The 15,132-nt window shown below is 35.0% G+C and carries 14 protein-coding genes; 3 read left to right on the top strand and 11 right to left on the bottom strand.

What is annotated here, in order from left to right; translation table 11 throughout:
- Nucleotides 1-8: 8 nt before the first annotated feature.
- Nucleotides 9-632 (top strand): protease synthase/sporulation negative transcriptional regulator PaiB, encoded by a 624-nt coding sequence (paiB, locus tag ACZDYH_RS24570; RefSeq protein ID WP_325863856.1) that lies wholly within the window; start codon nt 9-11, stop codon nt 630-632.
- A gap of 196 nt (nt 633-828) precedes the next feature.
- Here paiB and ACZDYH_RS24565 read toward each other — a convergent pair whose 3' ends face one another.
- Together ACZDYH_RS24565 and ACZDYH_RS24560 are read right to left on the bottom strand one after the other, a co-directional pair.
- A complete protein-coding gene (locus tag ACZDYH_RS24565; RefSeq protein ID WP_000747497.1) occupies nt 829-1,668 on the bottom strand; it encodes a YitT family protein in 840 nt (279 codons plus the stop codon).
- A gap of 331 nt (nt 1,669-1,999) precedes the next feature.
- Nucleotides 2,000-2,641 (bottom strand): F0F1 ATP synthase subunit alpha, encoded by a 642-nt coding sequence (locus ACZDYH_RS24560; RefSeq protein WP_000525491.1) that lies wholly within the window; start codon nt 2,639-2,641, stop codon nt 2,000-2,002.
- A 448-nt stretch (nt 2,642-3,089) separates the two neighbouring features.
- Here ACZDYH_RS24560 and ACZDYH_RS24555 point away from each other — a divergent pair, with 448 nt between their 5' ends.
- Nucleotides 3,090-3,572, top strand: coding sequence for a hypothetical protein (locus tag ACZDYH_RS24555; RefSeq protein WP_000823365.1), 483 nt, complete (start codon nt 3,090-3,092; stop codon nt 3,570-3,572).
- 858 nt (nt 3,573-4,430) lie between these two features.
- Nucleotides 4,431-4,841 (top strand): DUF3224 domain-containing protein, encoded by a 411-nt coding sequence (locus tag ACZDYH_RS24550; RefSeq protein WP_434712359.1) that lies wholly within the window; start codon nt 4,431-4,433, stop codon nt 4,839-4,841.
- A 427-nt stretch (nt 4,842-5,268) separates the two neighbouring features.
- On the opposite strand, the gene ACZDYH_RS24545 is transcribed toward ACZDYH_RS24550, so the two are convergent.
- The 9 genes from ACZDYH_RS24545 to ACZDYH_RS24505 all read right to left on the bottom strand — a co-directional run bounded on the left by ACZDYH_RS24545 (nt 5,269) and on the right by ACZDYH_RS24505 (nt 15,077).
- A complete protein-coding gene (locus tag ACZDYH_RS24545) occupies nt 5,269-5,778 on the bottom strand; it encodes a DUF4303 domain-containing protein (protein ID WP_000783832.1) in 510 nt (169 codons plus the stop codon).
- A gap of 144 nt (nt 5,779-5,922) precedes the next feature.
- Entirely contained in the window at nt 5,923-7,170 is a 1,248-nt protein-coding gene (locus ACZDYH_RS24540) for a DUF1015 domain-containing protein (protein WP_001063071.1), read from the bottom strand.
- A 13-nt stretch (nt 7,171-7,183) separates the two neighbouring features.
- The gene (locus ACZDYH_RS24535; protein ID WP_000490228.1) at nt 7,184-8,356 is read right to left on the bottom strand and encodes a 3-phosphoglycerate dehydrogenase family protein; all 1,173 of its coding nucleotides are present in this window, start codon (nt 8,354-8,356) and stop codon (nt 7,184-7,186) included.
- A 12-nt stretch (nt 8,357-8,368) separates the two neighbouring features.
- Entirely contained in the window at nt 8,369-9,451 is a 1,083-nt protein-coding gene (gene serC, locus ACZDYH_RS24530; RefSeq protein WP_434712362.1) for a 3-phosphoserine/phosphohydroxythreonine transaminase, read from the bottom strand.
- 207 nt (nt 9,452-9,658) lie between these two features.
- The gene (locus tag ACZDYH_RS24525) at nt 9,659-9,850 is read right to left on the bottom strand and encodes a DUF378 domain-containing protein (protein ID WP_000670805.1); all 192 of its coding nucleotides are present in this window, start codon (nt 9,848-9,850) and stop codon (nt 9,659-9,661) included.
- Nucleotides 9,851-9,939: 89 nt separating this feature from the next.
- Nucleotides 9,940-11,007, bottom strand: coding sequence for a glycoside hydrolase family 113 (locus ACZDYH_RS24520; protein ID WP_061113270.1), 1,068 nt, complete (start codon nt 11,005-11,007; stop codon nt 9,940-9,942).
- Nucleotides 11,008-11,179: 172 nt separating this feature from the next.
- Nucleotides 11,180-11,953, bottom strand: coding sequence for a DUF6612 family protein (locus ACZDYH_RS24515; RefSeq protein ID WP_000738991.1), 774 nt, complete (start codon nt 11,951-11,953; stop codon nt 11,180-11,182).
- Nucleotides 11,954-12,034: 81 nt separating this feature from the next.
- The gene (locus ACZDYH_RS24510) at nt 12,035-12,400 is read right to left on the bottom strand and encodes a hypothetical protein (protein WP_006922825.1); all 366 of its coding nucleotides are present in this window, start codon (nt 12,398-12,400) and stop codon (nt 12,035-12,037) included.
- A 286-nt stretch (nt 12,401-12,686) separates the two neighbouring features.
- Nucleotides 12,687-15,077, bottom strand: a complete 2,391-nt coding sequence (locus ACZDYH_RS24505; RefSeq protein ID WP_434712366.1) for a penicillin acylase family protein — start codon at nt 15,075-15,077, stop codon at nt 12,687-12,689.
- Between the last annotated feature and the right edge of the window lie 55 nt (nt 15,078-15,132).

Raw genomic sequence — 15,132 nt, 5'->3', positions numbered from 1 at the left:
GGGCTATTATGTATATTCCAAAGTATTTTAAAGTCACAAATGTTGATGAAATTTGGGATTTTGTTCAAAAAAACTCTTTTGGAACAATCGTCACAACAAAAAAAGAGAAACCAATCGCAACTCATTTGCCTTTTGGGTTAACTAAACAAGGTGATGATTATTTTATTACTGGACATATGGCTTATGGGAACCCCCAGTGGAGAACATTTGAAACCTGTGAGGATGTTCTTATAATGTTTCAGGGACCGCACTCTTATATCTCTTCTTCTTGGTATGAAAATGAAGAAGTTCCAACATGGAATTATCAAGCTGTCCATATATATGGTAAAGCAAGTATTTTAGATAAAGGGGAGTTAATAGATGAATTAACAACAATGCTGAAAAAATATGAAGAGCACCGTGAAAATCCAGTATTATGGGATAAACTTTCCCCTACTCTGTTAGAAAATGAACTGAAAGGCATAGTTGGGTTTAAAATTAAAGTAGGAGACATCCAGGCTGCATATAAATTAAGTCAAAATCGAAATGAGACGGATTATATTAACATTATTGAGAAATTGTACGATGAAGAAAATCCAGATGCAAAACAAATGGCGAAACTCATGGGGAGTAGATTAAAAAATCGCATATAACCCATTGTTATTCAACTCTCACATTTCAAAATTAAAGAACAGACTGGAGCGCTTTATCGGCGGTTTTCTTTAGAACGTAAAAGATTGAACTGAAAGTGACTGGCGTTTAATTAAAAAAGAATCTATTTTGAAAACAGATGATTCAAAATAGATTCTTACGTTTTAGTATTAAGTTTATTTTAATCAAAAACAATTTTTAAGCCTTCGAAATATCAACAAATCCTTCTCCGAACACGTCACGAACATCGTGTATAGCAATGAATGCAGCTGGATCTGTAGTTTGAACAATCCTCTTTAGCTTCACTACTTCTTGCTTATTAATAACAACATAAAGAATTTCCTTCGGCGTTTTCGTGTAATAGCCATGACCTGAATATACAGTAACCCCTCTGCCCATTAAAGTCGTCACCTTCCCAGCAATTTCATCTGGTTTATCAGAAATAATCGTAATGGCCTTTTTCGGATTTAAACCTTCAATTACAAATTCCATTACTTTCGTTCCTACATATAACATAATAATTGTCAGCATCAGTTTTTCTGCACCAATGATGAAATAAGATGAAAACGCAACGATTAAATCGAAGAACAGTAGACCATAGCTAATACTCCAGCCTAAATACTTATGCGTCATTCTTGCTAAAATCGTAGTACCTGCAGTTGTTCCGCCAACACGAATGATTAGACCAATACCACACCCAATAAATATTCCACCGAAAATGGCATTTACGAGCATTTCATCAGAAGCAATCGTCCAGCCTTCTGTTAAATGAAGAAATAGCGAGTTGGTCACTACAGCGATAATCGTATAAATCGTTGTAATCTTATTTAAAAATTTATAACCGACTATTAACAAAATCGCATTTAAAATTAAGTTAACTAAACCTGGTGACCACTCAAATAAATAATACGTAATAATCGTGATACCTGTTACCCCGCCCTCACCAAACTCGTTCGGAATAACAAATAAATTGACACCTAACGCAAAAAGAAATGCACCGATAATAATAAAAATAATGTCTGTCGTTCTTTTTTTCATACAGTACCTCACTTCTTATGTAAATATTTATTCTGCCATAAACTCTCACTATTATATCGTGGAATATTCAAATCGAACAGTGGTTTGTTTTTATTTTAATATAAGATAAAAAATCAACATTATTTATTATGTACTGCAAATAAAGTTTTGATTTCACCCGTAATTTACTCTTAAAAAGAAATGCTGAACATTGACTTGCACAAATTTCAAATAAAAAAGTACCCATCTAATTGTCATACGCAATGAGAATTAGATGGGTACTGCATGATACATTTAGTTTTTACATGTATTGTTTGGAGAAAATTGCAAATAACGACCTATACTCGCCTTATTAAGACCAAATCCATACATCATCATTATTTTCAGTGTTCGTCTTTGCTTCATGAACTCTTTCGATATGATCAACTGTGTTCCAATTAATAGAACTTCCGCCCCAGCCTACATACTTCATATCGATTTTTACTTTCTCACCCGTATTAAATACTTGTCCCTTTGTTAAGAAAACATCAATAATAACTTTCTTCCCATTTAGCGATGGATATTCAACTACGACATATTTAGTAGCACCGTCTCCCTCATCTTCCATCGTTCCTACTTTTGCTACTTCTCCAATTACATAATCAGGTGAGCCATCTTCTTTCATATGCATACCTAACTTGTTTGTTGTATTTTCAACTGCAGTTGCAACCATATATTCTGTAAAATTACGCATCATAGATCCAGTAGCTTTTACTTCATCTCCTACTTTAACGTTTGAAAGTGAATCAATATACACACTAACAGGTTCCTCATATTGCTGAGATTTTACAACAATTACACCGTTATCTACTTCTACTACTCGTCCTTCTAACGTCGAGAAGTTCGATTCAATAGAAGCTGCACTCGCTTTTGTTAGTTCTAATCCTGGTACATTTGTTCCTGATAATGCTGCGATTCCTAAAGCACCTGCTAAAATTATTTTTTTCATACCCATTATGAAACATCTCCATTCATGATGATTTTATTTTTGATTGGTATCGACCAACCTGTAACTATTATAGTTACAGTATATAAAAAATAGCAACCCTCTTTCTCATGCAATGATGCATACTGTACTTTTTAAATATAAAGCAAGAGGGCTTTAATTTAATTCAAAGCTAAAATAACCTTATGACCACGGTATAAAGAAATTAAGATCTACTTTCGGTCCTAAGGTTAATGAATAGCTTTATAAAAACTCAATCAAAATCTATTCAACTAGTTGAAAAATGAACCATGTCGAATTTTATTTTCATAAAATTCAAATTTCAAGGAGGTTTTACAAAATATTACACAGAATTATTCGTATATCGTAATATAATTGTATTTTTTTACGATTCATTTCATTTTATCTACCACGTTTAGACAAAATGAAATAAAACAATAAAAAGGAGAGAGATAGATTGAAAAGAAAAATTAGTACAGCTGTTGTAGGGTTATCAGTGTTTAGCTTTGGTCTTTTTGGTGTAAATATTGGGGATGGGGGCGTTGTAAAAGCAGAGCATGGCGATGTTCCTGCTCCAAAACTAGAGACACATGCTGATCTAAGCTCTAAATTAGATTCACATGGCGACACTTGGGCTCCTTCTTATACAAATACTCATGGGGAAGGAATGGCTCCTAAAAAAGAGAGTCACGCTGACTTCTTTGCTCCTACGTTAGAAGCGCATGGTAATACTGGCGCTCCTGCTTTAAATGTTGGTGATACTCCTGCTCCAAAATTAGATTCCCGTGACGATACTGGCGGCGCTCCTGCTTTAAACATCGGCGACACTGGTGGAGCTCCTAAACAAGAAGGGCATACACATTTCCCTGCTCCGAAAGTTGAATCTCATGGCAATACTGGCGGCGCCCCTGCTAATTCTGAACATAGTACAGGTTGGTAAGTTAACAAAATTAAAATCTATTTAGATTACCATTTTCATATACTTACAAGGAAACCATTCGATGTAACAAATATTATGTATATACATGATTTCTATTGTGATACATTCTAACTAAGAGAAATCTCCAATACATATGTGGTTTTCAAGTCTAAAAAATACACCTATTAATTAGGTGTATTTTTATTTTACCTCTCTATCTACTAATTAAAGAATAATTCCCTAAAAATCAAAAAAAACGAAGAATCTATCTATACTTCGGACACTTAAAGTACCACGAACGTTGCGATTTTTAGGGACAATCCGTATCAAACCTCCCTTTCCTCCCATGCCTAAAGGCGATAGCTTTCTTGTTCAGGAAAAGCTATAACCTCTCCATTCATGATGATTTTATTTTTCGGATTGAATACGACCAACTTATAATCATTACAGTTACAGATTGCAGAAAATATCAACCGTCTTTCTCATACAATGTTGCATACTGTAATTTTCAAATATAAATTGGTTATTCCTATATTCAACACTAAGACTGAATTCTTGAATCCCAGCAGGTAAACGAATTGATGATGAAGAAACTAATGTCATACATCATGTTTTTCAATAATACAGTTTGTATAATCGTAGTCCATTACATTCTGTAGCAGCGGAGTTAACATGTTAATAAAACCAAAGAGGTTACAAGCAGAAGATATCGTGGCGACAGTAAGTCCTTCATGGGGAAGCGCAGGTGATTCTGAGATAAGATAACGATATGACAGAGCTTAAATAAATAAAAACACTCCTATAAGATATGACTGTGAATTAGTACTTTTTAAATGATATGGAGATTACTTATCTAATGATAAAGGGGGATTTACGTGTATGGAGGTAACATTTACAGTAAGTAAGTGGGATGAAAAACCAATCGATGATAATAAAAAAGATTTCCCTATTAATATTGCTCATGTTGAATATGATATCGATGGGGAATTACAAGGAAAAACTTTTGTTGAATACTTATTATATTATTTGGACTCAAATATAAATGATGGTCACTTGGCTACTGCTAAAATTTCTGGTTTTTTACACTTTGAAGGAATTTATAAGGGGCAACAAGGGACATTTACAGCTATAGAGCAAGGAATATTTGATAAAGGAAATTTAGATTCCCCAGGAACAATTATTAAAGCTACCGGTAACTTAGAAAACCTGAGAGGATCCTATAATTATCAGTTTACAGGTCAAACTAGTAAACTAATTTTAGAGTTTGAATTTCAGCAAAATACCTTATAATTTAGTGGAAAGGACATTTCTTGTAATACTAGGAATGTCCTTTTTGTTGACGAGTTTATCCATCACCTATTTTCTAATAGTTAAGAAAAGAACAGAGTATATTACATAACGTCTTATTATCAGTATTCAACGATACATCAAATTTTCGTTATGAGGGAAATTAAAACTCTAAGCCTGAGAGGCAGCGGGGGCCCACTTATTCATTACTTTTCCTACCAATCAAAGAATAATGCCTGAAAAGCTCCCCTGCATTACTTCTTTTCCAAGTTGATTCATACATATAAACATTTTAATTATCTTTGGACGTTTTTTCATCAGGTTCTAATTGTTCAATGGTTACGTCACAACGAATGGTTACTATTAATTGGTGACTTTCTATTAAATGAAAATCGCCTCTTATAGAGCGCAGTTTTACTTATGTTCATTCTTATGCAAATTCTGAAGCATATTCTTCGTATGTCTTTAATGTATTAAGCAATCGAGCTGATTCAATCATGATTTCGTTCGATGAATCAGTTACACAAATGACAATAAATCGATTATCATCTCTATCTCCAAACAACCCTTCTGATTCAAGTTCCATTAACACATTTAACGTTTCTTTCAACAGTGTATGTACTCGTATGTTAAAGTCATCTTCGACGATATTATGATATTTCTTAATAATTTTGTTCACTTCATCAAACATTCCAAAATCGTCCCATTCGCTCCACTCAACAGCTCCGTATCTATAATAATTGTATAAAGGGTCCGATTTATTAACTTTGATTAGTCTTTCTTTATTTGCCACTGGTCCAATGCTATTGACACAATCGTCTGTTAATATGGAGTACCCGTATATTGTGTCAACACCGCATCTTGTTAAAAGTTCGTTATAATGACAACGAATTGCATTTTTCAATTCAACATAAAAACTTTTTTGCAGCTGCATTTTCATCGTATTTCCTCCATTTTTTGTAGCGACCTGTTGTTACATATTTCAATCTTAACATTAAAATCAACATTAAACGTTTACTGAGCCAAAATAAGAAAAACCGAAACTAAAATCATTTCGGTTTTTCAAAACTATAGAAATCAATATTTACTTTAAAGAATGAACAAACAACCCACTACGCAGTTTCGGTTCAAACCACGTTGATTTCGGCGGCATGACTTCTCCGGCATCTGCGATTGCTAATAAATCTTCCATAGATGTCGGATATAATGCGAATGCTGCTTTGTATTCGCCGCTGTTCACAAGGCGTTCTAGTTCTTCTAATCCGCGGATTCCTCCGACAAAATCGATACGTGAATCAGAACGCGGATCATGTATTTCAAGTACTTGGCTTAATAAATGATCTTGCAGGATAGATACATCTAAACCTCTAACAAGATCATTCGCATCAAATGTTTCTTCTTTCACAGTAAGCTTATACCACTTCTCATTTACATACATACCAAATGTTTTTGGCTCATTTGGTTTATACGGAGAAACAGGTGCTTCTTCTACATAAAAGTACTGCGTAATTTGATTTAAAAACTGTTCCTCTGATAAGCCATTTAAATCTTTCACAACTCGGTTATAGTCCCAAATCGATAATTCATCATGAGGGAATAGAACCGATAAGAAGAAATTAAATTCCTCTTCTCCTGTGTAATTTGGATATTGTTCTCTTCGCATAAGTCCTACTTTTGCAGCTGATGCAGAACGGTGATGCCCATCTGCAATATAAAGATTAGGAATATCTTCAAATGCGTTTACTAAAGTCGTAATTACATCTTCATCTGCAATCTTCCACGCAACATGCTTAACACCGTCTTCTGCTGTAAATGTATAAATTGGCGCATGTTCTTCTTTCCAGCTTCTAATTAAATGCTTTACTTCATCTTTTGTACGGTACGTTAAAAAGATTGGGCCTGTATTGGCGTCACACACATCTACGTGGCGAATACGATCTAGTTCTTTTTCATGACGTGTTCTTTCATGTTTTTTAATTGTATCATCTTCATACTCATCAATAGATGTACAAACAACAAGACCTGACTGCGTTCTTCCTTGCATCGTCAGTTCATAAATATATAGCGCTGGCTCTTCATCTTGTATGAACACTTCTTCTCGTATAAATTGCTTTAAATTGTCACCCGCTTTTTCATACACGCGATCATCATACGGTGACAGTTCAGGATCTAAATCAATTTCTGCTTTATCAACATGCAAGAAAGAATATGGATTCCCTTTTACAACTTCCCTTGCCTCTTCACTATTTAATACGTCATACGGTAAAGCTGCCACTTGTGCCGCTTTTTCCTCTACTGGACGAATGGCCCGAAACGGTCGTATTTTTGCCACATTCCTCTCTCCTTTACACAATCATTCGAACGGCTACAACACCTGTAATTTTGCTTATATTTTCTACAATATTCTCTTTTATTATATCATCAATTCCGTTATCGATATCAATCATTGTGTATGCCCAAGAATGTTTACTACGATTAATCATATCGGCAATATTAATATGATGTTCCGCTAAGCATCCTGTAATTTGCCCTACCATATTCGGGACGTTTTGATGCATAATTGTAATTCTTTTCTTTCCGATATACGGCAATTCTACGTTTGGATAGTTTACTGAATTACGAATATTTCCTGTCTCTAAATATTCACGTAATTGACGTGCTGCCATTACTGCACAATTTTCTTCTGATTCAGACGTAGATGCGCCAAGGTGAGGCGTCGCTGTTACATTTTTCATCTTTATTACATTTTCATTTGGGAAGTCCGTTACGTAATGTGTAATAATATCTTCTTCTAATGCCTTTTGAAGAACCTTTTCATCTACAAGTTCTCCTCTAGAGAAATTAAATAGACGCATCCCTCTTTTCATCTTCTCTACAGCGTGTTCCCCAATAATCCCCTTCGTTTGATTCGTAAGAGGAATATGCAGTGTAATATAATCACACGTTGCAAAAATTTCATCAAGGCTAAATGCTCTTTGCACATGTGTAGAAAGACGCCAAGCTGTTTCAACTGAAATATAAGGATCATATCCGATAACATCCATCCCTAACGCTAACGCATCGTTCGCAACTAAAGCACCGATTGCGCCAAGTCCGATAACACCTAGACGTTTCCCTGCAATTTCTGATCCAACAAATTGTTTTTTTCCTGATTCAACAAGCTGTGGTACTTCTTCACCCTCTAAGTTTTTCGTCCAACTTACACCATTAATAATGTTACGTGAAGACATAATAAGACTGGCAATAATGAGTTCCTTTACAGCGTTTGCATTTGCCCCCGGCGTGTTAAATACTACAATTCCTTTTTCTGTACATCGCTCGACAGGAATATTATTTACACCAGCGCCAGCTCTTGCAATCGCCTTTAAGTCTTTTGAAAACTCTTCTTGATGTAAAGAGTAGCTACGAAGCAAAATTCCATCTGGATGATTGATTCTATCTCCTACTTCATAACGTTCTTCAGTAAAAACTTGCAAACCTTTTTCTGCAATTTGATTTAACGTTTGAACACGAAACATATCCCCATCTCCCTATCTATTCTCAAGCTCAAATTCCTTCATATAATTTACTAATTGCTGTACGCCTTGTACTGGCATCGCATTGTAAATACTAGCGCGCATACCACCGACTGATCGATGTCCTTTTAACGTAACAAGGCCGCATTCCTTCGCTTTTTGTAAAAACTCATTGTTAAGTTCTTCTGACGGTGTTGTAAACGGAATGTTCATAAGTGATCGATACGCAGGATCAACTGGTGAAGTAAACAATTTAGATTCATCTAAAAAATGATAAATAAGTGAAGATTTCATTCTATTTTGTTCTTCAATCGCAGATACTCCGCCTTGCTCTTTCAACCACTCTAGTACAAGTTTTGTTACGTAAATACTAAAGGATGGCGGTGTATTATATAAGGAGTTATTTTTACTGTAAGTTTCATAATTTAACATTGTCGGACAAGAGCGATCTGCTCCCCCGATTAAATCTCTTTTTATAATCGCAATCGTTAAGCCCGCAGGTCCTAAATTCTTTTGCGCCCCCGCATATATAAGACCAAACTTCGAAACATCATATTGTTCTGACAAAATATTTGAAGACATATCCGCAACGAGCGGCACTCTTTCTACATGTGGAATTTCCACATATTTTGTCCCCTCAATTGTATTATTCGTTGTAATATGTACATAATCTAGTTTTTCATCGCTTAGTAAACCGTCCAGTTTAGGAATCGTAGTAAACTTCTCTTGCTCGGAAGAAGCAATCACTTGTACTTCCCCAACTTTTTCGGCTTCTTGCAGTGCCTTTTTAGACCATGAGCCAGTTAGTACGTATCCAGCTTTTTTATACGTATTCATTAAGTTCAGTGGTATCATAGAGAATTGTAATGACGCACCGCCTTGTAAAAATAAAACTTCATACCCATCAGGGATGCTCATTAATTCACGAAGTAAGTTACTCGCTTCCTCTATAATACTTTGAAAATAAGAAGATCGATGACTCATTTCCATAATTGACATGCCTGTCCCGTTATAATTTAAAAGCTCCTTTTGCACTTTCTCTAAAACTGGCAAAGGGAGTATTGATGGTCCTGCTGAAAAATTATAGACTCTCTCCATTACCTTCATAACCTCCCTATTTTTTATTTGGATATTTTTAAACTTTCTGAATTATAACCTAAAATATAATATACGGTCAATTTGTTTTCTATTATTAGGGCGCAAGACGCGATGGAATCGCTTGCAAGTGCAGACTTTTTTATGGACATATAAAAAAGTGTTAAGTACATAATCGTACTTAACACTCTAATAATGAAAGAATAATAGCTAGTCGTTCGTAAAGAACCGATCAAAAATTTGATAAATAGCAGAAAGACCAATGAGCCAATAAATAGTGTCCACAAGCGCCGGCATAGAACCAAACCATTTCTCAACTACATTGTAATCTAACGCTACCAATAACCAATTCAAACCGCCAAGAATCACCAATATTACTGTAAGGTAAGACAAAAATTTCATTATGATTGCCCCCTAGGTGATAAGATGGTGAAAGGCCTTTCACTAGAAATATATGTAGTAAACTTTAAAACTTACCTATTTTATAAAAATTATTTTCGGTACCACCCGCTAATAACTGCCTCTGCTTCTTTACTATGTATTTGATACGCATGTGTACTATCATTAGAGCCAATAAACCAAATTGAAAAACCTTTAAAATATGGTTTCGGTTCTAATACATCTCGGTAAGCACGCCATCCATTTAATTGTACATCTTTCGAAAACACATTTGAAACATCTGGATTCCATGGATTTTGTAATCCAAGTTCACGTGCTGGAACGTTAAATCCACCGAAGTAAACTGGCTTTCCTGTTGCATTATGTAATTGTTCCAATTGCTGAACAACATTTTGCCCACGATTATATACTGTTGTCGCAAATAAACTTTGCTTCACTTCTTCATATGTTGGATTTCTTTTTCCTGAAACTTCAAACCAACTGTCTATGCTAACAATATCCACCTTTTTTAAATACGTGCGATTGATTTTCTCTTCAAACTTCGCTTCATAAGAAGGGTCCCAGCTTGCTGTTAACCACCAGTTCATTTGATACAAAACATTTCCTTTATACTGATTACGAACAAAATCAATTGTATCGCTCCAGTATCCTTCTGCATACTCCATATTCACGAAATTAGAAGCAATCTTTAGTCCATACACATTGTATTTACTTGTAATGGAATTAAAAATATCTTGCAGAATAACCGTCTTCCAATTCCAGAAGAAATCATTAATGTTACTTGGGTTCCATTCTGTCTCTCCAACATTCCCCTGCTGAATATACGGGAACGGTTCCACTATAACTTGAATATTACGCTTTAATAATTCTTGAATTAAAATAATAGCTTTTTGCTTTTGCGCTTGATTAATTACCATGTTTGTAGAAGTCACATTTGGGATATCTACTTGAATCGGTACATTTACTGTATTTAAATTTAAGCGCTCCACATCCGCTAATACTTTCGCTACATTTCCAACTTCCCATACTGTTACGTTTCCTGATTTGATTTTTCCAGATTGAACAGTATTTACATCTGCCTGTACATTTCCTTGAAAACAAAAAGAAAACAACATAATAAACACTCCTAAAAAACTTATTAAACTCTTATTTTTCTTCACAACTTTCCCCCTATAATTTTTGGCTTTCTTGATTATTTTATACAACGTTTCACATTTATTCCAGAAAAACATGAAGTGCCGTTCAACTATATTCATATAAATCTTCTAAAAATAGTAGGAAAAATAAAAAAGGAGCAGATTTCCGCCCCTTTTTATCCTTTTACGATTGAAATTATTGAATCCCTTCTGGTAACTTAATTGAATCAAACTTTTCATATGAATCAATCTTTATACTCACAACTGCATCCAATTTTTCCTTATCTGTACTAGCTTTTTTATCTGAGTTACTTTCACTCACTTTTATAGTTGTTCGCATCTCTTCAAATTTATAATCTTTTGTTATTATATATTCAATGTTAAACGCATCCATATTAAATCCTTCCGTTAATTTTTTCATATCTCCATTGATTTTTTGTAACGTATCTACCGCTTCTTTTCCCTTTAATTCAAGTGTAAGTTTATATGTGTCTCCATCTTTCTTTGCCTTCATTTTCTTAGCCAAAGCTTCTGGTAAATCTAACTCATTAAGTAAATTTTTACTGACCATTACATCATTTACATTAAATTGATCATTAGGTATCGTAACTAACTCTCCTGTATCAGGGTTTTTCACTTGAGCAGCGACCTTTCCATCTACTTCATACGTTACAATATCTGTACCACTTATTTTCATTTCAGCTCTAGAATTCTTCAGTTTCGGCTCCATCTGTATTTTCATTTTAATTTCTTCTGATTGGCCGCTCCCCTTCATTGACATAAGAGATGTCAATGTAAGATATTCCTCTTGTTTTAATCCGTCAGCTGCTTTTTTAAAAATATCTTTCGCTACTAACTCTTTTTCTTTTTTTACAGATACTGTTTTAGGTCCACTTGTTTTTTCACTGCTACAACCAGTTGTTAAACCTACTATTAGCGCCAAACTAGATATTACAACCATTTTCTTCATACTGATTCTCTCCATTTCCCACTTAAAAATATTTTCATCCCATGTATAGTAAATCAACTGAAATAAATATATATACAATAATTATTTAACCTCTAAACGAAACCAGTTATTCAATCCGTATACTAACGTAACTAAAGCTCCTATCACACCAAAAACAACAATATTTATACCAATTGACGAACCGAATAAAACAGCTATCATTGACACTATTAGTAATAGCATGGCAATACTATTTATCTTAATTTCTACTACATCGCCATCCTTTACTTTCTTTTCTTTACTTCCAAAAAAGAATTGTTTTACTTTAATATTCGCTTCATCTAATTCAAAAGGAAGCGTATATTCTTCGTTATTCTCAAGTTTCATTACTACTTCGTTATCTACCTTTACAGCAACTCTTGCTGCTCCGCCCATCATCCCTGTTGCCCTTATTACTTTAACGCTCATATTAAATCCCCCTATTCGATTTCACTGCAACTATTAAGAAATTTTCCTTGTTGTACACTACTTCATCCTCCGTTTAATAAACATAATATTCCAAAAGGTATTATAACAAGTCTCTGTATAATATTTTGTCAAAACTTGTCGCTTCTTTACAAAAAGGATATTTTATCCATTATCATAATAAAGAGACTCTTACAATCGTAAGAGTCTCTTGTATAAAGCAAAACTTTCATTAGCCGAAGGAGTATTACCTCATAAAGCTGGGCCATCTGCAAATAAGAACTTACTATCACTTCGGCTGCAAAGTTAATACCTTCCCCTCTATCCCCTCCGTATTCAATGTAGTCGTATGATACGTGCCATTTACCCAATCATCTATTTGATCATGATACCAATCGCTTCTAAAATGGCCCGACTGTCCTGGCCCTACGATATGATAACCGTTTGACATATCTTTCGTATCAATAATGAATCTCCAAGACGCCCCGTGATTTACAATGCCGTTTTCGCCGTAACTCGCTGCTTGCACGGTAACTTGGCTCCCACCAATTGGAACTGGCTTCTCACGATTAAAAGCGAGTAATGCTAACATACTCGATGATTTCGAAATGGGATGTGTAAAAGCGAGTTGATGGTAATCGCCCCACTTCCACTCTCCAACATCGGGTCCATATTCCTTCTGCAATTTCTTCATTACATTCTCGTACGATGTATGCACAACTTTTGTGAAACCTCCGTACTTCGTAAACCAAACGCTATTTTCTCCCGCTACTTCTTTTCGAATCATTTCATCAACAACTTGTGACTTCCCTTCAAATAACTCCAGTACATCTTTCGGTATTTCTTTTGAAAATAACGTATTTGAAATCTCTTTCATTAACAAATGGAATATTAATGGTGCCGCTTCATCTTTACTATCGTAAAAATTCCACTTTGTTAATTGGTCTACGCCTTCTTTCTCTACCTCATTTAAAGATGCTTTATTTAACTCTTTTAAAAATATAGGAGTAAACTCTTTCCCATATAAATTCTTTTGATCCATCTGTAACTCTTCTAAATCTTTCACCGTATACTTTTCCTTCTCTTGCAAAAATTCTTGAATACGCATTTGCCTATATGGCTGCGCCCACGTATTGCTAATATGATACGGATAATTATCATCAACAATTTTATTATTCGCAGTTGAAATAAACCCTTGTTTTGGATTAATTACTTTTGGAAGTTGATCAAACGGGATATACCCTTCCCATTCATATTCATCTGTCCATCCTGGAACAGGTAAGCTACCATCACCTTTTTTACGCACTGGTATATTTCCATTCGCTTTATAAGCAATTGTGCCGTCGTTTGATGCAAACACAAAGTTTTGGGTTGGTGTATGAAAATCTTGAAGAGCGGTTTCAAACTCATTCCAGTCTTTTGCTTTGTTCATATTTAATACAGCTTTTAACTCAGCTGACGGTTCTAAAGCTGTCCACTTTAAAGAGAATACTGTTTTCGTTTTCTCCTTCCCCTTATCCGCAAACTCTGAAATTACTGGTCCATGCCTCGTAATCGTAACGTTATAAGGAATTGTCTTCCCGCCTTTTACTTTAATAGACTCGTCTACAACGGTAGCTTTTTCCCATTTATCGTTATACAGAAATTCATTTTCATTATTAGGATTTCTCTTCTCAATATATAAATCTTGCACATCAGGCCCTGTATTCGTAACACCCCACGCTATTTTGTCATTGTGTCCTAATATAACACCTGGTACTCCAGCGAAAATAACGCCACTCACATTTAAACCTTTCATTTCAAGTCTCGTTTGATACCAAATAGAAGGCGTCGCAAGAGATAAATGAGGATCATCTGCTAAAATCGGCTTACCTGACGCACTCTTCTCACCGCTCACAACCCAGTTATTACTACCGTTAAACTCCGGCGGAATTATCGTTTTTGAAAAACTTTGTGCTACGTCCACATTTGTATTTTTCAGTTCAGCTAGCAATCTAGGAGCATCTTTCGGATATGCAGGAAATAGCTCATTCGCTTGCTCTTTCGGAAGATTTTTCAGCGCCCAATATCGAAATGCCTGTCCGTGCCAATGTCCTCCTAAGTCAAACGCCATATACTTCCCGATCGTTAAAGTATCAACAATTGACCACTCAGCAGGTTCATAACCTAATATAGTAAACTCAACTGGTAATTTCTTTTCCTCTTTCGCCTCACGTATAAAAGCGTTCACCCCATCAGCAAATGACTGCAGGGCATATTTCGCTTCTCCATCATATTGACTAACTGAAGCTTCGGCAGCTCGCCGTAAACCGAGTGTTCGAAACAATTTATCTCGATCAACAGCTGCTTCCCCAACAACTTCACTTAACATACCAGACGCTTGTCTTCTACTTAAATCCATTTGAAACAAACGATCTTGTGCTTGCACATATCCTTGTGAAAAATATAAATCATGTGCATTTTCCGATTTAATATGCGGTACACCTTTACTATCACGCTTCACCGTAACAGCTTGTTGTAAATCCTCTAGCTTTATCATTCCATCTATCTTTGGCATAGATTTCAGCGTATATATGTTCAAAAAAATCGCAGCGGAAATAACTAACAAAAGAACGATACTACTAGCCCAAATAAAAATTCTTTTTCCCCTTTTTCGTTTCTTCTTTATAACGACTTCCATATAACCACCCCTTTCTCACACTATTCGCTTCTATAGTAAAAGAACCTTTTAGACT

It is taken from the genome of Bacillus sp. EB V-12 (assembly GCF_056158125.1).
This window is presented reverse-complemented; position numbering and strand designations above follow the sequence as displayed.

What these genes read in the sequence shown, in the direction of transcription:
- paiB (WP_325863856.1), top strand. Translation starts at nt 9, where the DNA reads ATGTATATTCCAAAGTATTTTAAAGTCACAAATGTTGATGAAATTTGG.
- ACZDYH_RS24565 (WP_000747497.1), bottom strand. Translation starts at nt 1,668, where the DNA reads ATGAAAAAAAGAACGACAGACATTATTTTTATTATTATCGGTGCATTT.
- ACZDYH_RS24560 (WP_000525491.1), bottom strand. Translation starts at nt 2,641, where the DNA reads ATGGGTATGAAAAAAATAATTTTAGCAGGTGCTTTAGGAATCGCAGCA.
- ACZDYH_RS24550 (WP_434712359.1), top strand. Translation starts at nt 4,431, where the DNA reads ATGGAGGTAACATTTACAGTAAGTAAGTGGGATGAAAAACCAATCGAT.
- ACZDYH_RS24545 (WP_000783832.1), bottom strand. Translation starts at nt 5,778, where the DNA reads ATGAAAATGCAGCTGCAAAAAAGTTTTTATGTTGAATTGAAAAATGCA.
- ACZDYH_RS24535 (WP_000490228.1), bottom strand. Translation starts at nt 8,356, where the DNA reads ATGTTTCGTGTTCAAACGTTAAATCAAATTGCAGAAAAAGGTTTGCAA.
- serC (WP_434712362.1), bottom strand. Translation starts at nt 9,451, where the DNA reads ATGGAGAGAGTCTATAATTTTTCAGCAGGACCATCAATACTCCCTTTG.
- ACZDYH_RS24525 (WP_000670805.1), bottom strand. Translation starts at nt 9,850, where the DNA reads ATGAAATTTTTGTCTTACCTTACAGTAATATTGGTGATTCTTGGCGGT.
- ACZDYH_RS24515 (WP_000738991.1), bottom strand. Translation starts at nt 11,953, where the DNA reads ATGAAGAAAATGGTTGTAATATCTAGTTTGGCGCTAATAGTAGGTTTA.
- ACZDYH_RS24510 (WP_006922825.1), bottom strand. Translation starts at nt 12,400, where the DNA reads ATGAGCGTTAAAGTAATAAGGGCAACAGGGATGATGGGCGGAGCAGCA.
- ACZDYH_RS24505 (WP_434712366.1), bottom strand. Translation starts at nt 15,077, where the DNA reads ATGGAAGTCGTTATAAAGAAGAAACGAAAAAGGGGAAAAAGAATTTTT.